At 59.3% G+C, this 25,757-nt stretch carries 38 protein-coding genes and 1 pseudogene; 2 read left to right on the top strand and 37 right to left on the bottom strand.

Annotated elements, in window-relative coordinates; translation table 11 throughout:
* Positions 1-3: 3 nt before the first annotated feature.
* From msrQ to M0D64_RS23850, 5 genes are all read right to left on the bottom strand, one after another.
* Positions 4-702 (bottom strand): protein-methionine-sulfoxide reductase heme-binding subunit MsrQ, encoded by a 699-nt coding sequence (gene msrQ / locus M0D64_RS23870; protein WP_266259505.1) that lies wholly within the window; start codon positions 700-702, stop codon positions 4-6.
* A gap of 11 nt (positions 703-713) precedes the next feature.
* Complete coding sequence (gene msrP / locus M0D64_RS23865; protein WP_266259504.1) at positions 714-1,709, bottom strand: protein-methionine-sulfoxide reductase catalytic subunit MsrP; 996 nt, start codon at positions 1,707-1,709, stop codon at positions 714-716.
* A 199-nt stretch (positions 1,710-1,908) separates the two neighbouring features.
* Positions 1,909-3,120 (bottom strand): c-type cytochrome biogenesis protein CcsB, encoded by a 1,212-nt coding sequence (ccsB, locus tag M0D64_RS23860; protein WP_171926350.1) that lies wholly within the window; start codon positions 3,118-3,120, stop codon positions 1,909-1,911.
* 4 nt (positions 3,121-3,124) lie between these two features.
* Positions 3,125-5,347 carry a cytochrome c biogenesis protein ResB gene (locus M0D64_RS23855; protein WP_154567035.1) on the bottom strand — a complete coding sequence of 741 codons (2,223 nt, stop codon included), beginning with the start codon at positions 5,345-5,347 and terminating at the stop codon, positions 3,125-3,127.
* 114 nt (positions 5,348-5,461) lie between these two features.
* Positions 5,462-6,115: a cytochrome c gene (locus M0D64_RS23850; RefSeq protein WP_154567036.1), complete on the bottom strand. Its 654-nt coding sequence runs from the start codon at positions 6,113-6,115 to the stop codon at positions 5,462-5,464.
* A 216-nt stretch (positions 6,116-6,331) separates the two neighbouring features.
* Here M0D64_RS23850 and yihA point away from each other — a divergent pair, with 216 nt between their 5' ends.
* Both yihA and hemB read left to right on the top strand, forming a co-directional pair.
* Entirely contained in the window at positions 6,332-6,985 is a 654-nt protein-coding gene (gene yihA, locus M0D64_RS23845) for a ribosome biogenesis GTP-binding protein YihA/YsxC (protein ID WP_266259503.1), read from the top strand.
* 251 nt (positions 6,986-7,236) lie between these two features.
* Positions 7,237-8,235 (top strand): porphobilinogen synthase, encoded by a 999-nt coding sequence (hemB, locus tag M0D64_RS23840; protein ID WP_266259502.1) that lies wholly within the window; start codon positions 7,237-7,239, stop codon positions 8,233-8,235.
* Between the two features lie 167 nt (positions 8,236-8,402).
* Here the strand turns inward: hemB and dsbD are convergent, their stop codons facing one another.
* The 32 genes and pseudogenes from dsbD to M0D64_RS23680 form a co-directional block, all read right to left on the bottom strand.
* Positions 8,403-10,277 carry a protein-disulfide reductase DsbD gene (gene dsbD / locus M0D64_RS23835; RefSeq protein WP_266259500.1) on the bottom strand — a complete coding sequence of 625 codons (1,875 nt, stop codon included), beginning with the start codon at positions 10,275-10,277 and terminating at the stop codon, positions 8,403-8,405.
* Complete coding sequence (gene cutA, locus M0D64_RS23830; protein ID WP_154567041.1) at positions 10,270-10,596, bottom strand: divalent-cation tolerance protein CutA; 327 nt, start codon at positions 10,594-10,596, stop codon at positions 10,270-10,272. The genes dsbD and cutA overlap by 8 nt, the downstream gene beginning before the upstream one ends.
* A gap of 196 nt (positions 10,597-10,792) precedes the next feature.
* Positions 10,793-11,185 (bottom strand): 50S ribosomal protein L17, encoded by a 393-nt coding sequence (gene rplQ, locus M0D64_RS23825; protein WP_006052227.1) that lies wholly within the window; start codon positions 11,183-11,185, stop codon positions 10,793-10,795.
* Positions 11,186-11,367: 182 nt separating this feature from the next.
* Positions 11,368-12,345 carry a DNA-directed RNA polymerase subunit alpha gene (gene rpoA, locus M0D64_RS23820; RefSeq protein WP_006052226.1) on the bottom strand — a complete coding sequence of 326 codons (978 nt, stop codon included), beginning with the start codon at positions 12,343-12,345 and terminating at the stop codon, positions 11,368-11,370.
* Between the two features lie 124 nt (positions 12,346-12,469).
* Entirely contained in the window at positions 12,470-13,093 is a 624-nt protein-coding gene (rpsD, locus tag M0D64_RS23815; protein WP_007180123.1) for a 30S ribosomal protein S4, read from the bottom strand.
* Positions 13,094-13,249: 156 nt separating this feature from the next.
* Positions 13,250-13,654, bottom strand: coding sequence for a 30S ribosomal protein S11 (gene rpsK / locus M0D64_RS23810; RefSeq protein ID WP_006052224.1), 405 nt, complete (start codon positions 13,652-13,654; stop codon positions 13,250-13,252).
* A gap of 28 nt (positions 13,655-13,682) precedes the next feature.
* Positions 13,683-14,048 carry a 30S ribosomal protein S13 gene (gene rpsM / locus M0D64_RS23805; protein WP_006052223.1) on the bottom strand — a complete coding sequence of 122 codons (366 nt, stop codon included), beginning with the start codon at positions 14,046-14,048 and terminating at the stop codon, positions 13,683-13,685.
* Between the two features lie 41 nt (positions 14,049-14,089).
* Complete coding sequence (gene rpmJ / locus M0D64_RS23800; protein ID WP_004199844.1) at positions 14,090-14,206, bottom strand: 50S ribosomal protein L36; 117 nt, start codon at positions 14,204-14,206, stop codon at positions 14,090-14,092.
* Positions 14,207-14,226: 20 nt separating this feature from the next.
* On the bottom strand, positions 14,227-14,445 hold the full coding sequence (gene infA, locus M0D64_RS23795) for a translation initiation factor IF-1 (RefSeq protein ID WP_004521905.1): 219 nt from the start codon (positions 14,443-14,445) through the stop codon (positions 14,227-14,229).
* Positions 14,446-14,453: 8 nt separating this feature from the next.
* Positions 14,454-15,800, bottom strand: a complete 1,347-nt coding sequence (gene secY, locus M0D64_RS23790) for a preprotein translocase subunit SecY (RefSeq protein ID WP_063497536.1) — start codon at positions 15,798-15,800, stop codon at positions 14,454-14,456.
* Between the two features lie 46 nt (positions 15,801-15,846).
* Positions 15,847-16,281: a 50S ribosomal protein L15 gene (gene rplO / locus M0D64_RS23785; RefSeq protein ID WP_054036556.1), complete on the bottom strand. Its 435-nt coding sequence runs from the start codon at positions 16,279-16,281 to the stop codon at positions 15,847-15,849.
* 29 nt (positions 16,282-16,310) lie between these two features.
* Positions 16,311-16,493 carry a 50S ribosomal protein L30 gene (gene rpmD, locus M0D64_RS23780; RefSeq protein WP_007180126.1) on the bottom strand — a complete coding sequence of 61 codons (183 nt, stop codon included), beginning with the start codon at positions 16,491-16,493 and terminating at the stop codon, positions 16,311-16,313.
* Between the two features lie 10 nt (positions 16,494-16,503).
* Positions 16,504-17,022 (bottom strand): 30S ribosomal protein S5, encoded by a 519-nt coding sequence (gene rpsE / locus M0D64_RS23775; RefSeq protein ID WP_006052219.1) that lies wholly within the window; start codon positions 17,020-17,022, stop codon positions 16,504-16,506.
* A gap of 14 nt (positions 17,023-17,036) precedes the next feature.
* Complete coding sequence (gene rplR / locus M0D64_RS23770) at positions 17,037-17,402, bottom strand: 50S ribosomal protein L18 (RefSeq protein WP_006052218.1); 366 nt, start codon at positions 17,400-17,402, stop codon at positions 17,037-17,039.
* A gap of 12 nt (positions 17,403-17,414) precedes the next feature.
* Positions 17,415-17,945: a 50S ribosomal protein L6 gene (gene rplF / locus M0D64_RS23765; protein WP_028199570.1), complete on the bottom strand. Its 531-nt coding sequence runs from the start codon at positions 17,943-17,945 to the stop codon at positions 17,415-17,417.
* An 18-nt stretch (positions 17,946-17,963) separates the two neighbouring features.
* Entirely contained in the window at positions 17,964-18,359 is a 396-nt protein-coding gene (rpsH, locus tag M0D64_RS23760) for a 30S ribosomal protein S8 (RefSeq protein ID WP_006052216.1), read from the bottom strand.
* Positions 18,360-18,373: 14 nt separating this feature from the next.
* Positions 18,374-18,679, bottom strand: coding sequence for a 30S ribosomal protein S14 (gene rpsN / locus M0D64_RS23755; protein WP_006052215.1), 306 nt, complete (start codon positions 18,677-18,679; stop codon positions 18,374-18,376).
* Between the two features lie 7 nt (positions 18,680-18,686).
* Positions 18,687-19,226 carry a 50S ribosomal protein L5 gene (gene rplE / locus M0D64_RS23750; RefSeq protein WP_006052214.1) on the bottom strand — a complete coding sequence of 180 codons (540 nt, stop codon included), beginning with the start codon at positions 19,224-19,226 and terminating at the stop codon, positions 18,687-18,689.
* Between the two features lie 17 nt (positions 19,227-19,243).
* Positions 19,244-19,552: a 50S ribosomal protein L24 gene (gene rplX, locus M0D64_RS23745; protein WP_028199569.1), complete on the bottom strand. Its 309-nt coding sequence runs from the start codon at positions 19,550-19,552 to the stop codon at positions 19,244-19,246.
* Between the two features lie 9 nt (positions 19,553-19,561).
* Positions 19,562-19,930 (bottom strand): 50S ribosomal protein L14, encoded by a 369-nt coding sequence (gene rplN / locus M0D64_RS23740; RefSeq protein ID WP_006052212.1) that lies wholly within the window; start codon positions 19,928-19,930, stop codon positions 19,562-19,564.
* Positions 19,931-20,220: 290 nt separating this feature from the next.
* On the bottom strand, positions 20,221-20,493 hold the full coding sequence (rpsQ, locus tag M0D64_RS23735) for a 30S ribosomal protein S17 (RefSeq protein ID WP_007180129.1): 273 nt from the start codon (positions 20,491-20,493) through the stop codon (positions 20,221-20,223).
* Positions 20,490-20,684 carry a 50S ribosomal protein L29 gene (rpmC, locus tag M0D64_RS23730; RefSeq protein WP_007180130.1) on the bottom strand — a complete coding sequence of 65 codons (195 nt, stop codon included), beginning with the start codon at positions 20,682-20,684 and terminating at the stop codon, positions 20,490-20,492. The genes rpsQ and rpmC overlap by 4 nt, the downstream gene beginning before the upstream one ends.
* A gap of 10 nt (positions 20,685-20,694) precedes the next feature.
* Positions 20,695-21,111, bottom strand: coding sequence for a 50S ribosomal protein L16 (gene rplP, locus M0D64_RS23725; RefSeq protein ID WP_007180131.1), 417 nt, complete (start codon positions 21,109-21,111; stop codon positions 20,695-20,697).
* A 2-nt stretch (positions 21,112-21,113) separates the two neighbouring features.
* Positions 21,114-21,920 carry a 30S ribosomal protein S3 gene (gene rpsC / locus M0D64_RS23720; RefSeq protein WP_011490053.1) on the bottom strand — a complete coding sequence of 269 codons (807 nt, stop codon included), beginning with the start codon at positions 21,918-21,920 and terminating at the stop codon, positions 21,114-21,116.
* An 11-nt stretch (positions 21,921-21,931) separates the two neighbouring features.
* Positions 21,932-22,264: a 50S ribosomal protein L22 gene (gene rplV / locus M0D64_RS23715; protein WP_197070230.1), complete on the bottom strand. Its 333-nt coding sequence runs from the start codon at positions 22,262-22,264 to the stop codon at positions 21,932-21,934.
* A 7-nt stretch (positions 22,265-22,271) separates the two neighbouring features.
* Positions 22,272-22,547 (bottom strand): 30S ribosomal protein S19, encoded by a 276-nt coding sequence (gene rpsS, locus M0D64_RS23710; RefSeq protein ID WP_054036552.1) that lies wholly within the window; start codon positions 22,545-22,547, stop codon positions 22,272-22,274.
* Positions 22,548-22,557: 10 nt separating this feature from the next.
* Positions 22,558-23,385, bottom strand: coding sequence for a 50S ribosomal protein L2 (gene rplB, locus M0D64_RS23705; protein ID WP_063497538.1), 828 nt, complete (start codon positions 23,383-23,385; stop codon positions 22,558-22,560).
* A 2-nt stretch (positions 23,386-23,387) separates the two neighbouring features.
* Entirely contained in the window at positions 23,388-23,702 is a 315-nt protein-coding gene (gene rplW / locus M0D64_RS23700) for a 50S ribosomal protein L23 (protein ID WP_007180135.1), read from the bottom strand.
* Complete coding sequence (gene rplD / locus M0D64_RS23695; RefSeq protein ID WP_007180136.1) at positions 23,699-24,319, bottom strand: 50S ribosomal protein L4; 621 nt, start codon at positions 24,317-24,319, stop codon at positions 23,699-23,701. The genes rplW and rplD overlap by 4 nt, the downstream gene beginning before the upstream one ends.
* Entirely contained in the window at positions 24,319-24,978 is a 660-nt protein-coding gene (rplC, locus tag M0D64_RS23690; RefSeq protein WP_007180137.1) for a 50S ribosomal protein L3, read from the bottom strand. The genes rplD and rplC overlap by 1 nt, the downstream gene beginning before the upstream one ends.
* 201 nt (positions 24,979-25,179) lie before the next feature.
* Entirely contained in the window at positions 25,180-25,491 is a 312-nt protein-coding gene (gene rpsJ / locus M0D64_RS23685; RefSeq protein ID WP_006998489.1) for a 30S ribosomal protein S10, read from the bottom strand.
* Between the two features lie 165 nt (positions 25,492-25,656).
* A pseudogene (locus tag M0D64_RS23680) lies at positions 25,657-25,757 on the bottom strand (elongation factor Tu); the annotation flags it as partial.

Genomic DNA, 25,757 nt, shown 5'->3' with positions numbered 1-25,757 from the left:
TGCTCAGCGTGTCTTTACCCTCCGCTCGCGCAGCCATACGAGCAAACGCCACCCCAGCAACGCGACCATGATCGCGCCGTAGATCTTCGGCAAGATCAGGTCGTGCTTGCCCGCCTTCATCCACCAGAAGTGCAGGATCGCGAGCCCGCCGATCGCATAGATCGCGCGATGCAATGTCTGCCAGCGGCGTCCGAGTTTGCGCACCATCGCGCGCGGCGACGTAACGGCCAACGCGATCAGCAGCACGAATGCCGCGAAACCCACAGTGATGAAAGGCCGCTTGCCGATGTCCTTGAGAATCGCGGCAACGTCGAACCACTTGTCGAACCACAGGTACGTGGTGAAGTGCAGCGTCGCGTAGAAGAAAGCATAAAGACCTAGCATCCGGCGGAACCTGGCTAATGCAGTGATGCCGGTCAGTCGACGCAACGGCGTCACCGCCAGCGTGATGCAAAGAAAGACGAGCGTCCACAGGCCCGTCGAGCGCGTGATGAACTCGATCGGATTTGCGCCTAGCCGATCGGTCATGCCGAACAGCACGATGCGCGCGAGCGGATACCACGCCGCAATGAACACCACGATTTTCGCGGGCACGACCCAGCGCGTACCGGTGACGGGCCGCTTTGTCGTCGCTGGCGCCGGCGCTTTGGCACGCAGCGTTGTGCGTGAGGTCTCGGTAACGGGTTGCGTATCGGAAGCCATGGTGACGCCGCTCAAAAGTTCTTCTTCAGGTCCATGCCCTGATAGAGCGACGCGACCTGATCGCCGTAGCCGTTGAACATCAACGTCTTGCGCTTGGGCGTGAAGAAACCGTCTTCACCGATGCGCCGCTCGGTGGCCTGACTCCAGCGCGGGTGATCGACGTTCGGATTCACGTTCGAATAGAAACCGTATTCGTTCGAAGCGTACGTGTTCCAGCTTGTCGGCGGCTGCTTGTCGAGGAAGCGGATTTTCACCAGCGACTTCGCGCTCTTGAAGCCGTACTTCCACGGCACCACCACACGGATCGGCGCGCCGTTCTGATTCGGCAACACCTGACCGTAGAGACCCATCGTCAGGAACGTCAGCGGGTTCATTGCTTCGTCCATTCGCAGACCTTCGGTGTACGGCCAGTCGAGTACCGGCGTCGACAGCCCGGGCATTTGCGACGGATCGGCGAGCGTGATGAATTGCACGTACTTCGCGTTGCCGGTCGGCTGCACTCGCTTGATCAACTCCGAGAGCGGCACGCCGATCCACGGTATCACCATCGACCAGCCTTCGACACAACGTAACCGGTACACGCGTTCTTCGAGCGGCGCGAGCTTCAGCAATTCGTCGATGTCGTACACCTTCGGATTCTTGATTTCGCCCTCGACGCTCACCTTCCACGGGTGCGGACGCAACGTACCGGCGTTGTGCGCGGGATCCGCCTTGTCGGTACCGAACTCATAGTAGTTGTTGTACGTGGTGATGTCCTTGTACGGCGTGATCTTGTCGAGCGCGACGAACTTCGCGTTGGTCTTCGCGGCGAGCTTTTGCGCCTTCGGATCCGGCGACGAATAGGCTGCTAGCGCTTCGCCGTTCACGCCGATCAGACTGCCGAGCGCCAGCGCACCCGCTGCCTGCAACACGCGCCGCCGGTTCTCGAATAAACGCTGGGGCGTGATTTCGCTGCGTGCGATGTCATCGCCGACAAGTTGAGTTCTATCGCTTCGCTTGATCCACATCGTGCTGCTCCTTGCCGGCCCATCGGGTTGTCTATCTTACGGGGCCATATTGATGAATCGGCTCGTTTAGCCACTCGCCCAGCCATCCTTGGGTGCTGATCTAACAAACACACTGGATGCTGCAAATATTCCGCCGGACGTAAAAAAACCGCCGGTGCGAAGCACTCGGCGGTTTTTAGTCGGCTCAGAACGGCCGATCTTACAGCTTGCCGTAGCTATGCAGCCCCGACAGGAACATGTTGACGCCGAGGAACGCGAAGGTCGTCACCAGCAGGCCGGTCAGCGCCCACCATGCCGCCACCGCGCCGCGCAGGCCCTTCATCAGGCGCATATGCAGCCAGGCCGCGTAGTTCAGCCACACGATCAGCGCCCACGTTTCCTTCGGGTCCCAGCTCCAGTAGCCGCCCCACGCTTCCGCGGCCCACAGCGCGCCGAGGATCGTCGCGATCGTGAAGAACGCGAAGCCGACGGCGATCGACTTGTACATCAGGTCGTCGAGCACATCGAGCGGCGGCAGACGGTCTGCCAGCACGCCGCGCTCTTTCGCCAGATACGCGACCGCGACCATCGCCGACAGCGCGAAACTGCCATAACCGATGAAGTTGGCCGGCACGTGGATCTTCATCCACCAGCTCTGCAGCGCCGGCACGAGCGGCTGGATCTGCTGGGCGTCACGCGCGACCGAGTACCACATCAGGAAACCGACCGCCGCGCTGATCACCAGCAGCACGAATGCGCCGAGCGCACGCGTGTTGTAGTGCTGCTCGTAGTACAGATAGAACAGCGCGGTGATCAGGCTGAACAGCACGAATACTTCGTACAGGTTCGAGATTGGAATATGGCCGACGTCCGCCCCGATCAGGTACGACTCGTACCAGCGCACCATCAGACCGACAAAGCCCATCACCACCGCGGCCCACGTCATTTTCGAACCGATCGCGGCACCGGTCGGTGAACGCGACAGCAGGCCGATCCAGTAGAAGACGGTGGCGAAGACGAAGAGCGCGCTCATCCACAGAATCGCGGACTGGCTCGACAGGAAATACTTAAGGAAGAACGCGCTATCCGCGCGCGACAGATCGCCCTGATAGATCTGGATTGCCAGCAACGACAGCGCGGCGATGCCCACCATCAGCGGACGCACCGGCTTCCAGCGCCAGCCGAGTACGACGAACACCGGCACCGCTAGGCACAGCACCAGTTTGTCGTAGTAGTTCATGAACGGGTGATAGCGCGATAGCGCAAACCCCGCGCCCGCGACCATCACGACGGCGAACAGCCAGTCGACGATGCCGAGCCGTTTCAGAAACGGCCGCTCGTCATACTCAGCAACGTTGAGTGCCTCGTTCGCGAACGACTTCTGCGGCCGCGAGGGTGAAGAGGAGGATGAAGAAACCTGAGTCAAGTCCATGATCTTACCGGGTCGAATCTTGTGAGCGTGCGGACGGCGCGCCGGCATGGCCGGGTTTGTCGGAGGCGCCGGCGGCGTCGGATGCTTCAGTGAGTTTGGCGCCCAACGCGGCGCCGACAGCGTCGCGCGTTTGAACGAACTCCTTTTCGAAATCGAGCGTTTTGCGCGCGCTCGACATCGCCATCACGACATTCGTGCCGTGATCGGTATCTTTGAGCCAGAACCAGAGGCGCCGTTCGCGGACGTAGAACATCGAAAAGATGCCCAACACGAGGAGCAGGCTGCCAAGATACACGACTTTTTTGCCCGGCGCGCGCGTCAACTGAAATACCGAAGCTTGCACCTGCTTGAATGAGTCAAGCTGCAAATAGACCGGCGAACCATACAGAAAGCTGTCGGATATCGCATTGATCGAGCTCTGAACGAAGCGGCTGGCGTCCGCATTGGCCTGTGCGTCCGGCTCGCCTAGCTGCTCACGCGACAGTTGCCACAGGTCCCACGTCGCGCCTTCCAGCATGCGCAGCAGCAGGCCCGCGGCTTTTTCCTGCTCGCCCTTCGGCACCGAATGATCGATGAACCCGGCGACCGCCTGGAAGCCGCCGACCGTCTGGCCGTTCGGCATCTTGATACCGTTGTCCGCACCCGCAAACAGGGTCAGGACACGCAACGCGCTTTCTTCCAGGTGCTGTTGCAGTTCGGTATTCGAACCCGGCACCGAGCGCAGCGCGAAACGGTGAGCGGCCGTCGCGCGCATGGCCGGATTTTCAAGCGTGGCGCGCAGGTTCATCCATTCCTTGACGGTCCCACCGGTGTCGGCGGGAATCCGCAGGTAGCGGAAGGGATCGTCCGGATTCAGACGCATGCCGGCGAGGAACATCTTTTCGCCCGCGACGTCCACCGGCAGCATGTAGTTGTTGTACTCGCGCGCCTGGCCGTCCTTGTCGCGCACCTTGTACTGCACCGACGGACCGACGTTATGCAGATCGAGCGGCTTCGAGCTCTTGGCACCGGAGCCGAGGCGCTCGTCAAACGCTTCTTTCAGCGACCGATGCGCGGCGACGCCACGTGCATCGTTCTGGCCGCTGCCATTGGAGACGTTTTCAACGTTGATCGCACGGAAATCGGTGAATTCGACGGTCTGGCCGTCAGCCAGCGGCGTGGCCGTGCCCAACGGCGCGTTGCCGCCGATCGTGCCGCCGAACGGCGCGGTCTTCGCGCTCGCGCCGGACATCGGATACGCGGTCATCTGCATCTGCGAGCCGCCGTCCTGGAAGCTCGACTGATAGATCGACACGCCGTCGTAGGTGAACGGCTTGTTCACTTCGACGCGTGCCGGCACGCGTGCGCCCGTCTTATGGTCGACCACGACGATGTCGCTCGCGAACAGCTTCGGCATGCCCGTCGAGTAGTAATCGACGATGAACTTGTTCAGCTCGATCGAAAACGGCAGGTCCTGGATCAGCGAGCCGTCCGGCTGGTTAAGGATCGCCGTCGACACGTGCTGCCCTTCCGGCACCCACGCATAGCCGCGGAAAGTCGGGTTCGATTGCGACAGACGATGTTCCGGCGGAATGTCGTTGATCACCGTGTTGGCGCGGATCGGCGACTTGTCGAACAGCCACATTTGCAGCTTGATCGGCAGATTGCTGTCGAGCAGGCCGCCCAGACAGATCACCACAATCGCAATGTGCGCCGAGATGTAGCCGAACTTGGTCAGCGCGCCGCGCTTCGCTGCGATCAGCGTTGCACCGTCCGACTCACGTGTGACGAACTTGTAGCCGAGCTTGGCCGAGAGTTTGGCGAGTACCGCCGCGGTCTGCGCGCGCTTGCCGTGCACCGCGAACTCGCCCTTATGATGGAACGCGCGCAAGCTGCCTTCGCGGACCTTGTCTTTCCAGCTCTTGGCGTCCGCGACCATTTTCGGCGCATTGCGGATCACGCACAGCGACACCGACACCATCAGGAAGCCGAGAATCAGCATGAACCACCACGAGCTGTACACCGTGTACAGGCTCAGCGAGCGGAAGATGTCCGCCCAGAACGGGCCGAACTGATTGACGTAGTTGGGATACGGATCGTCCTGCGTGAGGACGGTGCCGATAATACTGGCGATCGACAGGATCACGAGCAACGAGATCGCGAAGCGCATCGAACTCAATACCTCGATGATGCTGCGCGTGAAGCGATTGCCCGACTTCGACTGCAAACCCGACGTGGTGAAGCTCATTCATACTCCGACTGAACAGCAAAAAAGGGTGAAGGGCTGTCGTAGACACGACACCCTCACCCTTTTCTTGTTTTGTACCGGCCTCGCCGGGCCGGTTGCTTGCGGGCGGACTTCTTAGTGCAAGCCCGCGATGTAATCGGCTACAGCCTTGATCTCGCTGTCCGACAGACGCGATCCGACGGCGTGCATCGCCTCATTGTTGTTACGTGCGCCCGAGCCCTGCGTGAACGCGGTCAACTGCGCCACCGTGTATTCGGCCCACTGCCCCGACAGACGCGGATACTGCGACGGAATCCCCTGACCGGTCGGTCCGTGGCAACTCGCGCACGCCGGTACTCCCTTGTCCGCAATCCCACCGCGATAAATCTTCTGACCGAGCGGGACGGTGTCCTTGCTATGCGCGTAACCTGGTTTCGGGGTCTGCGTCGAGAAATAAGCCGCCACGTTGACCACGTCCTGATCGGACAGCGCCGCGGCCATGCCCGCCATGATCGCATTGTTGCGCGCGGGCTGCTTGGCCCCCGGCTGCGTTTTGAAATCCATCAGTTGCTTGACGAGATACTCGGGATGCTGACCTGCCAGCTTCGGATACGCACCACCAGCACTGTTGCCGTCTGCACCGTGACATGACGCGCAAACCTGCACTGCGATTGCCTGCCCCCGATTGACGTCCGGCTTTGCCGGATCTGCTGCTCGTGCCTGAATTGCCAAACCTGAAAGACCTGCCGCTACTTGAAGCACCATCAGAGTCTTGCACAGTCGATTCATTCGCACACCCTGTCTCGTCTTGTGGGATTTTAGAGGTTTTGCAAGATACGACAGCGACTGAGTGACCGCAAAGAGCCGCCAAGGCACGCGGGCTGGCCCCCTCAGGTTTTCAGTAAACCATCGTATTGTACAATAACTCGCTAATCGCTAAGACGCCAGTCGGGCTTGACCCGTCCCCACTCCGGGTTCCCCGGCGTCTCGAATACCGGCCTGATCATGTCCTTCCTGCTCCACCAATCCCGCTTTTTCACGACCGTCAATCACTTACGTGATCTGCCGGTCACCGCGCAACCCGAGATCTGCTTTGCGGGACGCTCGAATGCGGGCAAGTCCACGGCCATCAATATTCTGTGCAATCAGAAGCGTCTGGCGTTCGCCAGTAAGACGCCTGGCCGCACCCAGCACATCAATTATTTCTCGGTGGGCAAGGAGGACGAGCCGACCGCGCATCTGGTCGACCTGCCGGGCTACGGCTATGCGGAAGTGCCGGGCGCGGCCAAGGCACACTGGGAAGCACTGCTCTCCACCTACCTGCAGTCGCGCTCGCAACTGCGCGGCATGATCCTGATGATGGACTCGCGCCGTCCGTTGACGGATCTGGACCGGCGGATGATCGAATGGTTCGCGCCGACCGGCAAGCCGATCCACACGCTGCTGACGAAGTGCGACAAATTGACGCGCCAGGAAAGCGTCAACGCCTTGCGCGCGACACAGAAAGGTTTGGGCGAATATCGCGCCGCAGGCTACCAGGGCGAACTGACCGCACAGTTGTTCTCGGCGCTCAAGCGCGTCGGCATCGACGAAGCGCACGAACTGATCGAAAGCTGGCTGATCCCCGAGGCCAAGGGCGAAGCAGACGCGCCGCAGTAATCGCGCGGCGGGTACGAGCCCAGGCAAAAAACGCCATTCCGGCCGCCCATAAAAAAACCCGCCGCTTTAACGGCGGGTCAAACAGCCTAATCGAAAAAACGACAGGCACCCGCTCAGGGAGGAGAAGCGGGGAGGTCAGCGCAGGGCGCCTTGCTCGATCGGTATGATATACCATTGTCTCGAAAAGTTTCCGGGAGTGGAGGCAGGCGCTACTTGTCCACTCCACACATCCACGTTTCTTCGATTCGGTTATGAGCTTCTTTCCGCACTACCGTCCGCGCCGCATGCGCCGTGACGACTTCTCGCGCCGTCTGATGCGAGAAAACATTCTCACCACCAACGATCTGATCTACCCCGTGTTTATCGTCGAAGGCACCAACGTGCGGCAAGCCGTACCGTCGATGCCAGGCGTCGAGCGCGTGTCGGTGGATCTGCTGATGGGTGTGGCCGAGCAATGCGTCGAGCTGGGCGTGCCGGTACTGGCGCTCTTTCCGGCAATCGACCCTTCCTTGAAGACGCCTGATGGCCGCGAGGCGACCAACCCGGCGGGTCTGATTCCGCGCGCGGTTCGCGAACTGAAAAAGAACTTTCCCGACCTCGGTGTGCTGACCGACGTCGCGCTCGATCCGTACACGAGCCACGGCCAGGATGGCTTGCTGGACGAAGCGGGCTACGTGATCAACGACGAGACCGTCGAGATCCTCGTGGAACAGGCGCGTGTGCAAGCTGAAGCGGGCGTCGATATCGTTGCGCCCTCGGACATGATGGACGGCCGCATTGGCGCGATCCGCGAAATGCTCGAGAGCGAGGGACATATCCACACGCGCATCATGGCTTACGCGGCCAAGTTCGCGTCGGCGTTTTACGGCCCGTTCCGCGATGCCGTCGGTTCCGCGACGAACCTCGGCAAGGGCAACAAGATGACCTACCAGATGGATCCGGCCAATTCGGATGAAGCGTTGCGCGAAGTGCAAGCGGACATCGAAGAAGGCGCGGATATGGTGATGGTTAAGCCGGGCATGCCGTATCTGGACATCGTGCGTCGTGTGAAGGACGAGTTCAAGTTCCCGACCTACGTGTATCAGGTCAGCGGTGAATACGCGATGCTGAAGGCGGCCGCGCAGAACGGCTGGCTCGATCACGACAAGGCGATGATGGAATCGCTGCTGGCGTTCAAGCGAGCAGGCGCGGATGGCGTGCTGACCTACTTCGCGCTGGATGCCGCGCGGATTTTGCGCTCACAGAAGTGATTTAACGTGTCGCTTTGCCGGCGGCGCTAGTCTTTGAAAGCGCCCCAAAAAAACGGAGGCCGACTTTAAGTCGTGCCTCCGTTTTTTATTCATGTTCTGGCGTGCGCCTTTTACAGGCGCGGTGGCGCGGGTTTCTATGCGCGCTCAGACAGGCGAGCTGCTTTGCGTTACGCCCCGGGGGCACTCGCGCGATCGAGGGTGCGCAAAAACTTGTCCGCGGACTCGTAGCCGACGACGCGCAGCACTTCCTTGCCGCCCTGGTCGAAAAAGATGATGCCGGGCGGGCCGAACAGGCTGAAGCGCTTGAGCAGCATCTGATCGTCGGCGTTATTCGCGGTGACGTCGGCGCGCAGCAGGTTCATCTGCTTCAACTTCGCCTGAACGCGCGGATCGCTGAACGTGAACTTCTCCATCTCTTTGCAGCTCACGCACCAGTCTGCGTAAAAATCGAGCATAGCGGGCTGCGCAGCCGTTTTGACGGCCTCGTCGAGCTCGGTCGAGGAACGCACCGAAGCGAACGTCAGATCGCTCTGTGGCGCTGTATTCGGCTTGTTGGAGGCGTTTGCCACGCTTGCGTCCCCGCCGCCACGTGCGGCCAGGACCGCTAACGGACGCAGGGGATCGGACGAGCCCGCAGCGAGGCCGACCAGCAGCACCGCCGCCCAGATTGCCAGCGCGGTGCCAATACCGCGGCCGAGGCGACGCCACACCGAAGCGCCCGCGGCTGGTGCCGAGAAAAGACCGAGCCCGACGGCGGCGATCAGCAACCACAACGCGCTCAACAGCATGGCCGCGGTCGCGCCGAGTACCGGCCAGACGATCCACAGGGCCGCCGCAAGCAGCACGACGCCGAAAAACACCTTGACGCCGTCCATCCATGCGCCGGCGCGCGGCAGCAAAGTACCGGCGCCAAGACCGATGATCAGGAGCGGTACGCCAAGACCGAGTCCCATCGAGAACAGCGCAGCGCCGCCGAGCAGCGCGTCGCCCGTATGCGCAATGAATGCCAGCACGGCAAAAAGCGGCGCGGTCATGCAGGCCCCGACTACCAGCGCGGACAGGGCACCCATTACCGCCACAGCGGCAAACTTGCCGCCGGAACGTCCGGTCGACGCGCGCGACACGCCGTCCTGCCAGCGCTGCGGCAAAGCGATGTCGAAGCCCGCGATCAGCGTCAAGGCGAAAACGGTCAGCAGTACGCCGAACGTACCGAGCACCCACGGATTCTGCAGCCACGCACCAAGACTCTGCCCAACGAGCGCGGCCGCAATGCCAAGCGCCGTGTACACGAGCGCCATGCCGATCACATAGGCCAGCGACAAAGCAAAGCCGCGGGCGCGCGTCACCCGCGCGCCTTCGCCAATAATGATCGCCGACAGGATCGGGATCATCGGATACGAGCACGGCAGCAGGCTGAGCACGGCGCCGGCCAAGAAATAGAGCCCGATGATCGCGAAAAAGCCACCGCCTTGCAGCAGCGACTGAGCGTAGTCGGCGCTGGTGGCGCGTTCATACCACGACGCGCCGCCCGCCGCGGATTGCTGCGCGGCGGCAGTAGCCGCCGCACTGCCGGCCGGCTGCAAAGCCTCGCCGCTCACGTGGTACACGCGCTCCATCGGCGGATAGCAGATGCCTGCATCGGCACAGCCTTGAGACGTGACGGCCAGGTCGAACGGCCCCTGGGCCTGTTTCACCGGGATGCGGATCGTCAGCTCACTGCGATACGTCTCGACGTTCTTGTTGAAGGTCTGATCGAACTTGACATGACCAGCCGGCAATTGGGGCTCGCCAATCGTCGTCGTGCCGTTGCGGGTCGCGAACGCGAAGCGCTCACGGTACATGTAGTAACCGTCCGCGATCTTGTACGTGACGTCGACTTCGCCCGGTTTCTCGGTCGCGCTGAATTTGAAGGCGACGGCGGGATCGAGGAAGTCGTCCGCAGCGCGGGCAAGCGTGCCGAACTGCGCGAATATCAGGCCGCCGAACAGGAAGAAGACTACGCGCAACGCGTGACGCGCACGTCGATTTAGACCGTTAAACATGGAGAGGACGTTGGGTTTCAGCAGCAATCCACTGGCCGTACGCGACCGATGCCGTAGCTTGCCACGAGAGGATTTCCGGCGTGTCGTAGGGATGGTGGGCCTGAATGTACTGCTCGAGCTCGAGCGCGCGTGCCGCGCTGGTCTTGAACAGCAATTGGATCTCCTGCGTGGTTTCGACGGCGCCCTGCCAGTGATAGCTGGACTGCACAGTGCCCAACTGCGTGACGCAGGCGCATAGCCGCGCGGCCAACGCATCCGCGGCGAGCTTCTGAGCAACGGCAGCATCCGGTACCGTGGTCAGAATCAAGGTCACATTCAAGCTCACGCTCACGAAGGCTCCAGACAGACACGATTCAAGTGCCAATATCGTATCACCTCGCCTCGCGGTGCCGCAGACGCCCACGCAGCAAGCATGCGGCATTTGGCCGCCGCGATCGACATGCCGCAGTGAAATTCGCCGCTATAAACAAAAAAGCCAGGCTTGGCGCCTGGCTTTTTCTTCGATGCTAAAAAGCTTACTCAGCTTCTTGCACTTCAACTTCTTCGACTTCCGGACGGTCCAGCAATTCGACCAGTGCCATCGGTGCGTTGTCGCCGACGCGGAAGCCGAACTTCAGGACGCGCAGGTAGCCGCCCGGACGGGTAGCGTAACGCGGGCCGAGGACTTCGAACAGCTTCGTGACCGAGTCACGATCGCGCAGGCGGTTGAACGCCAGACGACGATTTGCCAGCGACGGCTTCTTGCCGAGCGTGATCAGCGGCTCGACGACTTTACGGAGTTCTTTCGCCTTCGGCAGCGTCGTCTTGATGACTTCGTGCTCGATCAACGAGTTGGACATGTTACGGAGCATTGCCAGACGGTGGCTGCTCGTGCGGTTCAGTTTCCGCAAACCATGACGGTGACGCATGTTAATTCCTTTGATTCAAAGTTTTGGTCCAGCTCTTCTATCGCGCTCGGTCTACCCTCGGTTTCCCAACGGTGATGAGTGCACGGGCCGGTAGTGAAAAAAGCCAAGACGCGGATTTTAAAGGAAAATCCGCGTCTTTGCCAGTGCAGCAGCGGGGTCTTATCCCGAGATTACTTCTCGACTTACTTGTCCAAACCTGCCGGCGGCCAGTTTTCGAGTTTCATGCCGAGCGTCAAACCACGCGACGCCAGTACTTCCTTGATCTCGTTCAACGACTTGCGCCCCAGATTCGGGGTCTTGAGCAACTCGTTTTCCGTACGCTGGATCAGGTCGCCGATGTAGTAAATGTTCTCGGCCTTCAGGCAGTTCGCGGAACGAACCGTCAGTTCGAGATCATCAACCGGACGCAGCAGGATCGGATCGATCTGCGGCGCACGCGACGGCGCTTCCGCCGTTGCTTCAGTGCCTTCCAGTGCAGCGAACACCGACAGTTGATCAACCAGAATACGCGCCGATTGACGGATCGCTTCTTCCGGCGAGATCACACCGTTGGTCTCGATGTTCATCACGAGCTTGTCGAGGTCGGTACGCTGTTCGACGCGCGCGCTTTCAACGGCGTAGCTCACGCGGCGAACCGGCGAGAACGACGCGTCCAGCACGATACGGCCGATGATCTTGGCCGACTCTTCGCCGTAACGACGCACATTGCCCGGCACATAACCACGGCCCTTTTCGACCTTGATCTGCACGTCGAGCTTGCCGCCCTTCGACAAATGCGCAATCACGTGATCCGGGTTGATCACTTCGCAATCGTGCGCGAGTTCGATGTCGCCAGCGGTGACAACGCCTTCGCCTTCCTTGCGCAGCGTAACCGTCACTTCGTCACGGTTATGCAGCTTGAACACTACGCCCTTCAGGTTCAACAACAGGTTGACCACATCCTCTTGCACACCGTCGAGCGTCGAATACTCATGTACGACGCCTGCGATCGTCACTTCGGTCGGCGCGTAGCCGATCATTGACGACAGCAGCACGCGCCGAAGCGCGTTACCCAAGGTGTGGCCGTAACCGCGTTCAAACGGTTCCATGACCACTTTCGCGTGGCTCTCACCAAGCGATTCAACAGCGATGATCTTGGGCTTCAACAAACTGGTTTGCATAGGTTTTCCTTTTCAATACCCTCGGCTCGTTACACCGATAAGGCTGACCGGTAACAACCTGAAAATAAACAGCCGAGACGCCCCCTTGCGCAACGCAATCGGGGTGCCCCGGCCGTTAATCCGATTACCGCGAATACAATTCGACGATCAGGCTTTCGTTGATATCGCCAGCGATGTCGCTGCGTTCCGGCTTCTGCTTGAACGTACCTTCGAATTTCTTCGAATCGACAGCGACCCAGCTCGGCAGACCGCCTTGCTCAGCCAGCGACAGCGCTTCGAGAATACGCGCCTGCTTCTTCTTTTGTTCGCGCACTGCGACGACGTCGCCTGCCTTCACTTGCATCGACGGGATGTTCGACACCACGCCGTTCACCGTGATCGCCTTGTGGCTCACGAGCTGACGTGCTTCAGCGCGCGTCGAGCCGAAGCCCATGCGATACACGACGTTGTCGAGACGCGATTCGAGCAATTGCAGCAGGTTTTCACCCGTGTTGCCCTTCAGGCGGTCGGCTTCAGCGAAGTAACGGCGGAATTGACGCTCGAGGACACCGTAGATGCGCTTCACTTTTTGCTTTTCGCGCAGCTGCGTGCCGTAGTCGGACGTACGTGCACCCGACGTGCGGCCGTGCTGGCCAGGCTTGCTGTCAAGCTTGCACTTGTCAGCGAGCGAACGACGGGCGCTCTTCAGGAAGAGGTCAGTGCCTTCACGGCGGGACAGCTTGGCCTTAGGGCCGATATAACGTGCCACGTTGATTCCTTCTATGATTGATCACACGAATGCATGCACTCGCGCTAGTCCGAACCCTTTGGGTCGAACGGTGGGCTTAGTCAATTCAATAGCGCAAGCAGCCTGTGGTCGCCGGCTTGAACCCCGGCGGCGACAGGCGCTAGCGAAAACAGCGTCTTAGATACGACGACGCTTCGGCGGACGGCAGCCGTTGTGCGGGACCGGCGTCACGTCGGAGATCGCGGTGATCTTGATGCCAAGACCATGCAACGCGCGCACCGCCGATTCGCGGCCAGGGCCGGGACCCTTGATACGCACTTCGAGGTTCTTCACGCCGTATTCCATCGCCACGCGGCCAGCCGATTCGGCTGCCACCTGGGCTGCAAACGGGGTCGATTTACGCGAACCCTTGAAGCCCTGACCACCCGACGTTGCCCAAGCAAGTGCATTGCCTTGACGATCGGTGATCGTGATGATGGTGTTGTTGAACGACGCGTGAACGTGAACCACGCCCTCGGCGACGTTCTTCTTGACCTTCTTGCGAACGCGTTGCGCCGCGGAGTTGTTCGAAGCCTTAGCCATTACGTTTTCCTGTAACTGTCAGTTCCGCTTACTTCTTCAGCGATTGCGCTGCACGACGCGGACCCTTGCGCGTACGGGCATTCGTACGCGTGCGTTGGCCACGCAGGGGCAGGCCCTTGCGATGACGCACGCCACGGTAGCAGCCGAGATCCATCAGGCGCTTGATGTTCATCGTCGTTTCACGGCGCAGATCGCCTTCAACGATGAACTTGCCGACTTCTTCACGCAGCTTTTCGAGGTCTGCGTCGTTCAGGTCCTTGACCTTCTTCGAAAATGCCACACCAGCAGCGACGCAGATGTCGCGCGAGCGCGTGCGGCCGATACCGTAAATTGCCGTCAGGCCGATTTCGGTATGCTGGTGATTCGGGATGTTAACCCCTGCGATACGAGCCATTGTTTTTCCTCAAACAAAAAGCGCAGCAAAAAGCGCGGCGTTCAGCCTTGACGCTGTTTGTGGCGCGGATCAGAGCTGCAAATCACGCGCACAACGCCTTTGCGCTTGATGATCTTGCAATTGCGGCAAATGCGCTTAACCGATGCCATCACTTTCATGATATTACCCTTTTTTCAAATCACTTCGCCCGGAACACGATCCGCGCACGCGACAGATCGTAAGGCGTCAATTCAACCGTTACCTTGTCGCCCGGCAAGATTCGGATGTAGTGCATCCGCATCTTGCCGGATATGTGTCCCAATACGACATGGCCGTTTTCCAGCTTCACCCTAAAGGTAGCGTTAGGCAGGTTTTCGATGACTTCACCCTGCATCTGGATAACATCGTCTTTGGCCATAAGTCCTTTCAACGCATCGGGACGCCGCCGCCTTTGAAATTAGCTTTCTTCAGCAGCGATTCATACTGTTGCGACATAACGTACGACTGCACCTGCGCCATGAAATCCATTGTGACGACGACAATGATCAGCAGCGACGTTCCACCAAAATAAAACGGCACGTTCCAGCGCAGTACCAAAAATTCAGGCAGCAGACAAACAAACACGATGTAGATCGCACCAGCCAGCGTCAGACGCGTCAGGATGCGGTCGATGTATCGCGCAGTTTGATCGCCCGGGCGGATGCCTGGGACGAAAGCGCCACTCTTTTTCAGGTTGTCGGCCGTTTCTCTGCTGTTGAACACCAGTGCGGTGTAGAAGAAGCAGAAGAAGACGATCGCCAACGCGTACAGCAACACGTACACGGGTTGACCGGGCTTAAGGGCTTCGGCCACGTTGTGCAACGTGTCTGCGAACCAGCTGGTACGCGACCCCGAACTAAACCAGTTCAGGATGGTTGCCGGGAAGAGAATGATCGACGATGCAAAGATCGGCGGAATCACGCCCGACATATTCAACTTCAGCGGCAAATGTGAAGACTGTCCGCCGTAAATCTTGTTACCGACCTGCCGCTTGGCGTAATTCACAAGAATCTTGCGCTGGCCGCGTTCGATGAACACCACCAGATACGTCACACCGGCGATCAGCGCGACCACGATAATCGCTGAGATGATGCTCATCGAGCCGGTTCGCACCAGTTCAAAAAGACCACCGATTGCGTTCGGGAAACCCGCCGCAATACCGCCGAAAATGATGATCGAGATACCGTTACCAAGCCCGCGTTCCGTGATCTGCTCACCCAGCCACATCAGGAACATCGTGCCGGTCACCAGCGTCACGACCGTCGTCAGCCGAAATACCATCCCCGGATCGATCACCAGGCCCGGCTGATTTTCCAGTGCGACGGCAATGCCGAACGCCTGGAATGTCGCCAGCAGGACCGTAAAGATACGCGTGTACTGCGTAATCTTCCGTTGACCCGCCTGCCCTTCCTTTTTCAGCGCTTCCAGTTGCGGCGAGACAATCGCCAGCAACTGCATGATGATCGACGCCGAAATGTACGGCATGATCCCCAGCGCAAAAATCGTGAACCGCGAAAGTGCACCACCCGAGAACATGTTGAACATGCCAAGGATGCCGCCCGACTGGCTTTGGAACAACTTTGCCAGCTGGTCCGGGTCAATACCCGGCACCGGAATGTGCGCGCCGATACGGTAGACGATCAACGCCAGCAGCAGGAACACTGCACGCCGACGCAGATCGCCAAACTTCGCCGCGCTGCGACCGGGTTTTGCGAGACTCGGACTGTTAGCCAAGTACCTTCTCCGATGCAAATGCTAGTGACGGCAAATAACTTGCGCGTTACTCGGCAAAAGAGCCGCCGGCTGCTTCAATAGCAGCGCGCGCACCCTTCGTCGCACCCAGACCCTTCACAACGATCTTGCGCTTAAGCTCGCCCGTCGCGATGATCTTGGCGCTCTTGATCAGCTCGCCGAGCAGGCCGGCTTGCTTCAGAGCCAACAGATCGATTTCGTCGACCGGCAGCTTTTCCAGATCAGAGAGACGCACTTCACCGACGAATTCCTTCGTCAGCGAGGTGAAGCCACGCTTCGGCAGGCGACGTTGCAGCGGCATTTGACCGCCTTCGAAGCCAACCTTGTGAAAGCCGCCCGAACGCGACTTCTGACCCTTGTGACCGCGGCCAGCCGTCTTGCCCAGACCGGAGCCGATGCCACGGCCGACGCGACGCTTAGCGTGCTTCGAACCTTCAGCCGGCTTCAGGTTATTCAATTCCATTATCAACTCCTTGAGTCCTGGTCAGCCGCTTAGCTGATGACCTTAACGAGGTACGAAACCTTGTTGATCATGCCGCGCACAGCCGGCGTGTCCTGCAACTCGCTAACCGAGTTGAGTCGGCGCAGGCCCAAGCCACGCACCGTTGCACGGTGCGTTTCACGGGTGCCGATCAGGCTCTTGACGAGCTGGACCTTGACAGTTTTATCAGACATGGTGTCCACCTTAGCCCAGAATATCTTCGACGGACTTGCCGCGCTTCGCCGCGATATCACCCGGCGTCGACTGCTTGCGCAGACCGTCGAGCGTTGCACGAACGAGGTTGTACGGGTTCGTCGAACCGTGGCTCTTGGCCACAACGTTCTGCACGCCCATCACGTCGAACACTGCGCGCATCGGGCCACCAGCGATCACACCGGTACCGTCCTTCGCCGGGGCGAGGAGGACCATCGATGCGCCGTGCTTACCGTGCACTTCGTGTTGCAGGGTACCGTTCTTAAGCGGCACCTTGAACATGTTGCGGCGAGCCTGTTCCATCGCCTTCTGAACAGCGACCGGCACTTCCTTCGCCTTGCCCTTGCCCATACCGACGCGGCCATCACCGTCGCCGACCACGGTCAGTGCGGCAAAACCGAGAATCCGGCCGCCCTTCACAACCTTGGTCACGCGGTTGACCGAAATCATCTTTTCGCGCAGGCCGTCGTCGCGTTCGTCAGCCTGAACTTTCGCTTGCATCTTTGCCATGACGAATTCTTCCCTTAGAACTTGAGTCCGGCTTCGCGCGCCGCATCAGCCAGCGCTTTCACGCGGCCGTGGTAACGGAAACCCGAACGGTCGAAGGCGACGGATTCGATGCCGGCAGCCTTAGCCTTTTCTGCAATGCGCTTACCGATCAGGGTCGCAGCAGCGACGTTGCCGCCCTTGCCAGTCTGATCAGCCAGTTGCGCACGCACTTCGGCTTCGAGCGTCGACGCGCTGGCGAGCACCTTGGTGCCGCACGGCGAGAACACTTGCGCATAGATGTGCGTGTTCGTGCGATGCACGGCGAGACGCGCGACCTGCAGCTCAGCGATCTTGATACGCGTCTGACGAGCGCGGCGCAGGCGAGATTGAGTCTTATCCATGATTGCGCACCCTTACTTCTTCTTCGTTTCTTTGAGGATCACAACCTCGTTGGCGTAACGCACACCCTTGCCCTTGTAGGGCTCCGGCGGGCGATAGCCGCGCACTTCTGCAGCGACCTGGCCAACTTGTTGCTTATTGATCCCCTTGATCACGATTTCGGTTTGCGTCGGGGTTTCAGCCTTGACGCCTTCCGGCATCTGGTGCACCACGGGGTGCGAGAAACCCAGCGACAGGTTCAGCTTGTCGCCTTGCGCCTGTGCGCGGTAACCGACGCCAACCAGCGTCAGCTTGCGCTCGAAACCCTTCGTCACGCCGTTCACCATGTTCGCAACCAGTGCGCGCATCGTGCCCGACATCGCATTCGCTTCGCGGCTTTCGTCCACCGGCTCGAATTTCAGCGTGCCGTTGTCGTTCACCACCTTCACGAGGCTGTTTGCAGCCTGCGAAATCGTACCCAGCGGGCCCTTGACGGTAATGCGTTCGTCGCTCAGGGCCACTTCTGCGCCTTGCAGCGCGATCGGGCTTTTACCTACTCGAGACATGTTTCTCTCCTTTCGGCCTTAAGCGACGTAGCAGATGACTTCGCCGCCAACGCCCGTTGCACGCGCCTTGCGGTCCGTCATCACGCCCTTCGGCGTCGACACGATTGCCACGCCGAGGCCATTCATGACCACGGGGATGTCGTTACGGCCGCGGTACACACGCAGACCAGGCTTCGAAACGCGTTCAATGCGCTCGATCACCGGACGGCCAGCGTAGTACTTCAACACGATGTTCAATTCAGACTTCGCACCTTCGGACTTCACTGCGAAATCATCGATATAGCCTTCGTCCTTCAGGACCTGCGCAATCGCAACCTTGACTTTCGACGAGGGCATTGTCACCGAAACTTTCTCAACCATCTGCGCATTGCGGATGCGAGTCAGCATATCGGCGATAGGATCACTCATGCTCATTTACGTTTCTCCTATTACCAGCTCGCCTTGGTCAGGCCAGGGATCTCGCCGCGGAACGCGATTTCGCGAATCTTGTTACGCGCCAGCCCGAATTTACGGAACGTGCCACGCGGGCGACCGGTAATTGCACAACGATTGCGCTTACGGGTCGGGTTAGAGTTGCGCGGCAGTTGTTGCAGTTCCAGACGTGCTGCGTAATGCTCTTCGTCCGACTTGCTCATATCGCCGATAATCGCTTTCAGCTCAGCACGCTTGGGAGCGTACTTAGCGGCCAGGCGAGCACGCTTCTTTTCACGTTCGATCAGTGCCAGTTTAGCCACGGTAACCTCAGTTTCTGAACGGGAACTTGAAGCTGGCGAGCAGAGCCTTTGCTTCGTCGTCGGTCTTCGCAGTTGTCGTGATGCTGATGTTCAGCCCACGCAGTGCGTCGATCTTGTCGTAGTCGATTTCGGGGAAAATGATCTGCTCTTTCACACCGATGTTGTAGTTGCCGCGACCATCGAACGCACGACCCGACACGCCACGGAAGTCGCGCACACGGGGGAGCGCAACCGTCACGAAACGGTCCAGAAATTCGTACATTGCCTGACCACGCAACGTGACCATTGCACCGATCGGATAGCCCTGACGGATCTTGAAGCCAGCGATTGCCTTGCGTGCCTTCGTGATCACCGGCTTCTGGCCTGCGATCTTCGTCAGGTCGCCAACGGCGTTTTCGATGATCTTCTTGTCAGCAACCGCTTCGCCAAGGCCCATGTTCAGGGTGATCTTGGTGATGCGCGGCACTTCCATCACGGACTTGTAACCGAACTTCTCGATGAGGCCGGGTACAACCTTCTCTTTGTAAAACTCTTGCAAACGAGCCATTTTTTTACTCCGCAGCGTCAGGCGCTCAGCACGGCACCGGTCGTCTTAAGGAAACGGACTTTCTTGTCTCCCTCGACCTTGATGCCTACACGCGACGCCTTGCCATTCGCGTCGACCAATGCGACGTTCGAAATTTGCAGCGGCATCGTCTTGGCTTCCACACCACCCGTCGTACCCTTCATCGGGTTCGGCTTGACGTGCTTCTTGACGAGGTTGATGCCCTCGACAATTACCTTGTCTTCGCCAACGGACAGCACGACGCCGCGCTTGCCTTTATCTTTGCCGGTGATGACGATAACTTCGTCACCTTTGCGAATCTTGTTCATCGCGACTCCTTACAGCACTTCAGGTGCCAACGAAACGATCTTCATGAATCGTTCGCTGCGCAACTCGCGCGTAACAGGCCCGAAAATACGGGTGCCAATAGGTTCGAGCTTGGCATTCAACAGCACTGCAGCATTGCCATCGAACTTGATCAGCGAGCCGTCCTGACGGCGCACGCCCTTGGCGGTGCGAACCACCACGGCGTTGTAAATTTCGCCTTTCTTCACGCGCCCGCGCGGCGTTGCTTCTTTGACGGTCACCTTGATGATGTCGCCAATGCTGGCATAACGACGCTTCGAGCCGCCGAGAACCTTGATGCACATGACTTCACGCGCACCGGTGTTGTCGGCCACTTCAAGCCGAGTTTCGGTCTGGATCATGGTTTATCTATCCCAACTTAATCCGGTCACACCACCATGGCGTACCCGGTCAGTCTTGGTCCCGTCAGCCAATCGGCTGCTTGGGTATGAACAGCAGCGACGGCAAACGAAACCCGCCATCGCAATCCGGTGAATCCTTCGGAACAGACTGGCGCCTGAACCGCTTCCCCCACCAACTTCGCCCGCGACGGGGCTCCCATAAAAGAGGGAAGACCGAGATTATAACAAATAATCTCGGTCTTGCAAGCGAAACTTACTGCGATTTCAACTACTTCTACAACTTTGCGGCGTCAGATGACGCGAGCAGCCTCGACCAGGCGAGCCACAACCCAAGCTTTCGTCTTCGAAATCGGACGCGTTTCCTGGATTTCAACGAGGTCACCCTCGTTGTACGTGTTCGCATCGTCGTGCGCGTGGTACTTCTTCGAACGCACAACGTACTTGCCGTAGATCGGGTGCTTCACGCGGTGCTCAACCAGCACGGTGACCGTCTTGTCCATCTTGTTGCTGACGACCTTGCCGACCAGCGTCCGCTTGAGCGAGGTTTTTACGCTATCGTTCATTTCTGGTTCGCCTTCTCAGTCAGGACGGTCCGCACACGTGCGATGTCGCGACGAACCTTCTTCAGTTGGCTCGTGTTCGTGAGCTGCTGGGTCGCGAGTTGCATGCGCAGGCCGAATTGCGCCTTCAACAGGTCCGACAGCTCCTTGTTGAGCGCGGCCTGATCTTTCTGGTGAAGTTCGGAAGCCTTCATCATTTACTCCTTAGGCGCCGAGCTGACGCACGATAAACGTCGTCTTGAGCGGCAGCTTAGCTGCAGCCAGACGGAACGCTTCGCGTGCCAGCTCTTCGGTTACGCCGTCCATTTCGTACAGCATCTTGCCCGGTTGAATCTCCGCGACGTAGTACTCAGGGTTACCTTTACCGTTACCCATACGTACTTCAGCCGGCTTGTGCGAGATCGGCTTGTCCGGGAAGATGCGGATCCAGATGCGGCCACCACGCTTGATGTGACGCGTCATTGCACGACGTGCCGCTTCAATCTGGCGCGCGGTCAAGCGACCACGACCGATAGCCTTCAGGCCGAACTCACCGAACGACACCGCGTTGCCGCGGGTAGCGATACCGGTGTTACGACCCTTCTGCTCTTTGCGATATTTTCTGCGTTTCGGTTGCAGCATCGTTATTCTCCAGTCTTCCCGCCGTCGCCGGCACCGCCAGCACGACGGGGAGCGCCACGGCGTGCACCTGCCGGGCCACCACCTTCACCATCGCGACGCGGACGACGATCGCCACCCGGACGTGCGTTGCGGCGCGGACGCTTTTCTTCGGCGACTTCTTCAACCACCGGTGCGTCGTTGCGGCCGAGCGTGTCGCCCTTGTAGACCCACACCTTCACGCCGATGATGCCGTACGTCGTCTTCGCTTCCGAAGTTGCGTAGTCGATATCAGCACGGAGCGTATGAAGGGGCACGCGACCTTCGCGATACCATTCCGTACGAGCGATTTCGATACCGTTCAGGCGGCCAGCGCTCATGATCTTGATGCCTTGAGCACCCAGACGCATTGCGTTTTGCATCGCACGCTTCATCGCGCGGCGGAACATAATCCGACGCTCGAGTTGTTGCGTGATCGAGTCAGCGATCAGTTGCGCATCGGTTTCCGGCTTGCGGATTTCTTCGATGTTGACGTGGACCGGAACGCCCATGCGGCGTTGCAGTTCCGACTTCAGCAGCTCGATATCCTCGCCCTTCTTACCGATGACGACGCCCGGACGCGAGCTATAAATCGTGATGCGCGCGTTTTTCGCCGGACGCTCGATAACGACGCGACCAACCGAAGCGTTTTTCAGCTTCTTCTTCAGGTATTCACGAACACCGATGTCTTCCTGCAACATCGCCGCGAAATTGTTGTTGTTCGCGTACCAACGCGACGCCCAATTGCGGCTGACGGCCAAACGGAAGCCAGTCGGATGAATTTTCTGTCCCATCGTATGACCCCTTAATTCCCGACCGTCACAGTGATGTGACAGGATTGCTTCTCGATGCGGTTACCGCGGCCTTTAGCGCGCGCAGTAAAACGCTTGAGCGATGCAGCCTTGTCGACCATGATGCTCGTTACCTTGAGCTCGTCGATATCGGCGCCTTCGTTATGCTCCGCATTCGCGATCGCCGACAGCACGACCTTTTTCACGATTCCCGCAGCCTTCTTCGGCGAGAACGTCAGAACGTTCAGCGCCTTGTCGACCGGCAAACCGCGGATCTGGTCAGCCACAAGGCGCGTTTTCTGCGCCGAGATGCGGGCACCGCGATGAATTGCTTTCACTTCCATCATGAGCCCCTTATTTCTTAGCCTTCTTGTCGGCTGCGTGACCCTTGAACGTCCGGGTCAATGCAAACTCGCCAAGCTTGTGGCCGACCATGTTTTCCGAGATGTACACCGGAACGTGTTGACGGCCGTTGTGCACAGCAATCGTCAAACCGATGAAATCCGGCAGAATCGTCGAACGACGCGACCAGGTTTTGATCGGCTTCTTGTCACGCGCAGCGGCTGCCGACTCAACTTTCTTCAGCAAATGGGCGTCGCAGAACGGACCTTTTTTTACAGAACGTGCCATTGCCTACTCCTTAACGCTTGTGACGGCGCTGGACGATCATGCTCGTCGTGCGCTTGTTGCTGCGGGTGCGATAACCCTTAGCAGGCGTGCCCCACGGGCTCACCGGATCGCGACCTGCAGCCGTCTTGCCTTCACCACCACCGTGCGGGTGATCGACCGGGTTCATTGCAACGCCACGCACCGTCGGGCGGATACCGCGCCAGCGGTTCGCGCCAGCCTTACCGATTTGACGGAGGCTGTGCTCTTCGTTGCCAACTTCACCAATCGTCGCGCGGCATTCAACGTGAACGCGGCGGATTTCACCAGAGCGCAGGCGGACCTGTGCGTAAATGCCTTCACGAGCCAGCAACATCGCCGACGTGCCAGCCGAACGCGCCATTTGCGCGCCCTTGCCCGGCAGCATTTCGATGCAGTGGATCGTCGTACCGACCGGAATGTTACGGATCGGCAGCGTATTGCCTGCCCGGATCGGAGCTTCCGAACCCGACATCAGTTGCTGGCCAACCGTCACACCCTTCGGAGCGATGATGTACTTGCGCTCGCCGTCTGCGTACAGAACCAGCGCGATGTTCGCGCTACGGTTCGGATCGTACTCAAGACGTTCGACCTTTGCCGGAATGCCGTCCTTGTTGCGACGGAAATCGACGACACGGTAGTGATGCTTGTGACCACCACCCTTGTGACGCGTGGTGATGTGACCGTTGTTGTTACGGCCGGCGGTCGTGGATTGCGAGTCGAGCAGCGGTGCGAACGGCTTGCCCTTATGCAGATCCTTGTTGACCACCTTGACCATCGCACGGCGACCCGGCGAAGTCGGCTTAACTTTAACGATTGCCATGATTACTTGGCCTCCGCTTCAAAGTTGATTTCCTGGCCGGGCTTCAGGCAGACGTACGCCTTCTTCACGTCCTTGCGCTTGCCCATGAAGCGGCCAAAGCGCTTGGCTTTGCCCTTCGAGACCAGCACGTTGACGGAATTGACTTCCACCTTGAACAGCAGCTCGACTGCAGCTTTCACTTCCTGCTTCGTGGCATCGGGCGCGACTTCGAACACAACTTGCTCGTTCTTGTCGGCCACCAGCGTCGCCTTTTCGGAGATCACCGGCGCGAGCAGGACCTGCATCAAACGATGATCGTTCTTGCGAATCTCGCTCATGACAGCAACTCCTCGATCTGGGCGACCGCAGCCTTCGTGATCAGGATCTTCTTGAAGTAGATCAGCGACAGCGGGTCGGCGTAACGCGGCTCGACAACTGCCACATGGGCGAGGTTGCGCGACGCGAGGTACAGGTTTTCGTCAACCGTGTCGGTAATCACCAGCACGGAGTCGAGACCCATCGCCTTGAATTTTTCGGCCAGCAGCTTCGTCTTCGGCGCTTCGAGCGTCAGCTCGTCGACCACCGAGATGCGGCCTTCGCGGGCCAGCTGCGAGAAGATCGAGCAGAGACCTGCGCGATGCATCTTCTTGTTGACCTTGTGCGAAAAGTTTTCTTCGGGTGAATTCGGGAAAATCCGGCCACCGCCGCGCCACAACGGGCTCGACGACATACCGGCACGGGCGCGGCCCGTACCCTTCTGGCGCCACGGCTTCTTGGTCGTGTGCTTGACTTGCTCACGGTCCTTCTGCGCGCGGTTGCCGCTACGGGCATTCGCTTGATACGCCACCACAACCTGGTGAATCAGGGCTTCGTTGTAATCGCGGCCGAACACTACGTCCGACGCGCTAACGCCTGCACCTTCCTGACCATTGGCATTCAGGAGCTTAAGTTCCATTATTTCGCTCCTTTCACGGCACGCGTCTTCACGGCCGGCGTAACGAATACCTTGCCACCCTTCGCACCCGGAACGGCGCCCTTGACCAGCAACAGCTTGCGGTCAGCGTCGATACGAGCAATTTCGAGGTTTTGCACGGTTACCGTATCGTCACCCATGTGACCGGTCATGCGCTTACCCGGGAAAACACGACCCGGATCCTGCGCCATACCGATCGAACCCGGCACGTTGTGCGAGCGCGAGTTACCGTGCGATGCACGGCCGGATGCGAAGTTGTAACGCTTGATGGTACCGGCGTAGCCCTTACCGATCGACACGCCTTGCACGTCGACCTTCTGGCCTACTTCGAACAGGTCGGGACCGACCACGGTGCCGTTCGACAACTCGGCAGCCTTGGCAGCATCGATCTGGAATTCTTTGAGGATTTCACCGGCTTGAACACCGGCTTTGGCGAGATGACCGGCCAACGGCTTCGTCACGCGCGATGCACGGCGCGTACCGAATGCAACCTGCACGGCGGTGTAGCCGTCGGTTTCAACAGTCTTGATCTGCGTCACGCGGTTGTCGGACACGTCCAGCACGGTAACGGGAATCGAATCCCCTTCTGCCGTGAAGATACGGGTCATGCCAACCTTGCGACCTACGAGTCCAAGGCTCATCGTTTTCTCCATTCCCGACTGCGATTGGTCGGGGCTAATTTACAAAATGCCGGTGCCGTTTCGGGCGTGAAATCACGCTGCAGCACACCGACTTTTTTGCGCAAATGCGCGAAAAGCCTTGCATTATAGCGAGGCTTTTCGTTTTCCGCAAGCAATCAATGACTTAGCGTTGCCCGGCACGCCAGGCAACCTCTGGAAGCCTTATTGCAGCTTGATTTCCACGTCCACGCCAGCCGGCAGGTCCAGCTTCATCAGTGCGTCAACGGTCTTGTCCGTCGGATCGACGATGTCCATCAGACGTTGGTGCGTACGGATTTCGAGCTGATCGCGCGACGTCTTGTTGACGTGCGGCGAACGCAGGATGTCGAAACGTTGAATGCGGGTCGGCAGGGGCACCGGACCACGAACGATTGCGCCAGTCCGCTTTGCCGTGTCGACGATTTCGGCTGCCGATTGATCGATCAGGCGATAGTCGAAAGCCTTCAGGCGAATGCGGATTTTCTGGTTCTGCATGACAATTCCTTGGAAAGAGCGAGGCGGTATTGCGCCGCCAGATAGTAAAAGAACGTAGAGCCGGGCTGGGATAGGAGTAAGCGCTGAAGCGCCAACTCCTATCGACACGCCATGGTGCTGGCGCCCGGCTCCGGGCACCACTTACTGCAACTTCAACCCTCGATTTTACTCGAGAATCTTAGCGACCACACCTGCGCCGACCGTACGGCCACCTTCGCGGATTGCGAAGCGCAGACCTTCTTCCATCGCGATCGGGTTGATCAGCT

The sequence above is a fragment of the Paraburkholderia sp. WS6 genome, from assembly GCF_030464835.1.
Classification (GTDB): Bacteria; Pseudomonadota; Gammaproteobacteria; order Burkholderiales; family Burkholderiaceae; genus Paraburkholderia; species Paraburkholderia madseniana.
Note: the sequence above shows the minus strand (reverse complement) of the source record. Positions and strands in the feature narration are given on the sequence as shown.

Coding starts and splice junctions, on each gene's coding strand:
- msrQ (WP_266259505.1), bottom strand. CDS start 702: ATGGCTTCCGATACGCAACCCGTTACCGAGACCTCACGCACAACGCTG.
- infA (WP_004521905.1), bottom strand. CDS start 14,445: ATGGCCAAAGACGATGTTATCCAGATGCAGGGTGAAGTCATCGAAAAC.
- rpsS (WP_054036552.1), bottom strand. CDS start 22,547: ATGGCACGTTCTGTAAAAAAAGGTCCGTTCTGCGACGCCCATTTGCTG.
- rpsC (WP_011490053.1), bottom strand. CDS start 21,920: ATGGGACAGAAAATTCATCCGACTGGCTTCCGTTTGGCCGTCAGCCGC.
- hemB (WP_266259502.1), top strand. CDS start 7,237: ATGAGCTTCTTTCCGCACTACCGTCCGCGCCGCATGCGCCGTGACGAC.
- rplQ (WP_006052227.1), bottom strand. CDS start 11,185: ATGCGTCACCGTCATGGTTTGCGGAAACTGAACCGCACGAGCAGCCAC.
- rpsK (WP_006052224.1), bottom strand. CDS start 13,654: ATGGCTAAGGCTTCGAACAACTCCGCGGCGCAACGCGTTCGCAAGAAG.
- rplR (WP_006052218.1), bottom strand. CDS start 17,402: ATGGATAAGACTCAATCTCGCCTGCGCCGCGCTCGTCAGACGCGTATC.
- dsbD (WP_266259500.1), bottom strand. CDS start 10,277: ATGTTTAACGGTCTAAATCGACGTGCGCGTCACGCGTTGCGCGTAGTC.
- rplN (WP_006052212.1), bottom strand. CDS start 19,930: ATGATCCAGACCGAAACTCGGCTTGAAGTGGCCGACAACACCGGTGCG.
- rplV (WP_197070230.1), bottom strand. CDS start 22,264: ATGATGGAAGTGAAAGCAATTCATCGCGGTGCCCGCATCTCGGCGCAG.
- rplW (WP_007180135.1), bottom strand. CDS start 23,702: ATGAGCGAGATTCGCAAGAACGATCATCGTTTGATGCAGGTCCTGCTC.
- msrP (WP_266259504.1), bottom strand. CDS start 1,709: ATGTGGATCAAGCGAAGCGATAGAACTCAACTTGTCGGCGATGACATC.
- rplO (WP_054036556.1), bottom strand. CDS start 16,281: ATGGAATTGAATAACCTGAAGCCGGCTGAAGGTTCGAAGCACGCTAAG.
- rplE (WP_006052214.1), bottom strand. CDS start 19,226: ATGGCTCGTTTGCAAGAGTTTTACAAAGAGAAGGTTGTACCCGGCCTC.
- ccsB (WP_171926350.1), bottom strand. CDS start 3,120: ATGGACTTGACTCAGGTTTCTTCATCCTCCTCTTCACCCTCGCGGCCG.
- rpsH (WP_006052216.1), bottom strand. CDS start 18,359: ATGAGCATGAGTGATCCTATCGCCGATATGCTGACTCGCATCCGCAAT.
- rplC (WP_007180137.1), bottom strand. CDS start 24,978: ATGAGCCTTGGACTCGTAGGTCGCAAGGTTGGCATGACCCGTATCTTC.
- rplB (WP_063497538.1), bottom strand. CDS start 23,385: ATGGCAATCGTTAAAGTTAAGCCGACTTCGCCGGGTCGCCGTGCGATG.
- rpmD (WP_007180126.1), bottom strand. CDS start 16,493: ATGTCTGATAAAACTGTCAAGGTCCAGCTCGTCAAGAGCCTGATCGGC.
- rpsQ (WP_007180129.1), bottom strand. CDS start 20,493: ATGAACGATAGCGTAAAAACCTCGCTCAAGCGGACGCTGGTCGGCAAG.
- rpmC (WP_007180130.1), bottom strand. CDS start 20,684: ATGAAGGCTTCCGAACTTCACCAGAAAGATCAGGCCGCGCTCAACAAG.
- rpsE (WP_006052219.1), bottom strand. CDS start 17,022: ATGGCAAAGATGCAAGCGAAAGTTCAGGCTGACGAACGCGACGACGGC.
- M0D64_RS23850 (WP_154567036.1), bottom strand. CDS start 6,115: ATGAATCGACTGTGCAAGACTCTGATGGTGCTTCAAGTAGCGGCAGGT.
- rplF (WP_028199570.1), bottom strand. CDS start 17,945: ATGTCTCGAGTAGGTAAAAGCCCGATCGCGCTGCAAGGCGCAGAAGTG.
- rplP (WP_007180131.1), bottom strand. CDS start 21,111: ATGCTGCAACCGAAACGCAGAAAATATCGCAAAGAGCAGAAGGGTCGT.
- yihA (WP_266259503.1), top strand. CDS start 6,332: ATGTCCTTCCTGCTCCACCAATCCCGCTTTTTCACGACCGTCAATCAC.
- rpsJ (WP_006998489.1), bottom strand. CDS start 25,491: ATGCAGAACCAGAAAATCCGCATTCGCCTGAAGGCTTTCGACTATCGC.
- rpsM (WP_006052223.1), bottom strand. CDS start 14,048: ATGGCTCGTATCGCAGGGGTTAACATCCCGAATCACCAGCATACCGAA.
- rpoA (WP_006052226.1), bottom strand. CDS start 12,345: ATGCAAACCAGTTTGTTGAAGCCCAAGATCATCGCTGTTGAATCGCTT.
- M0D64_RS23855 (WP_154567035.1), bottom strand. CDS start 5,347: ATGAGCTTCACCACGTCGGGTTTGCAGTCGAAGTCGGGCAATCGCTTC.
- rpmJ (WP_004199844.1), bottom strand. CDS start 14,206: ATGAAAGTGATGGCATCGGTTAAGCGCATTTGCCGCAATTGCAAGATC.
- rplD (WP_007180136.1), bottom strand. CDS start 24,319: ATGGAACTTAAGCTCCTGAATGCCAATGGTCAGGAAGGTGCAGGCGTT.
- rplX (WP_028199569.1), bottom strand. CDS start 19,552: ATGAACAAGATTCGCAAAGGTGACGAAGTTATCGTCATCACCGGCAAA.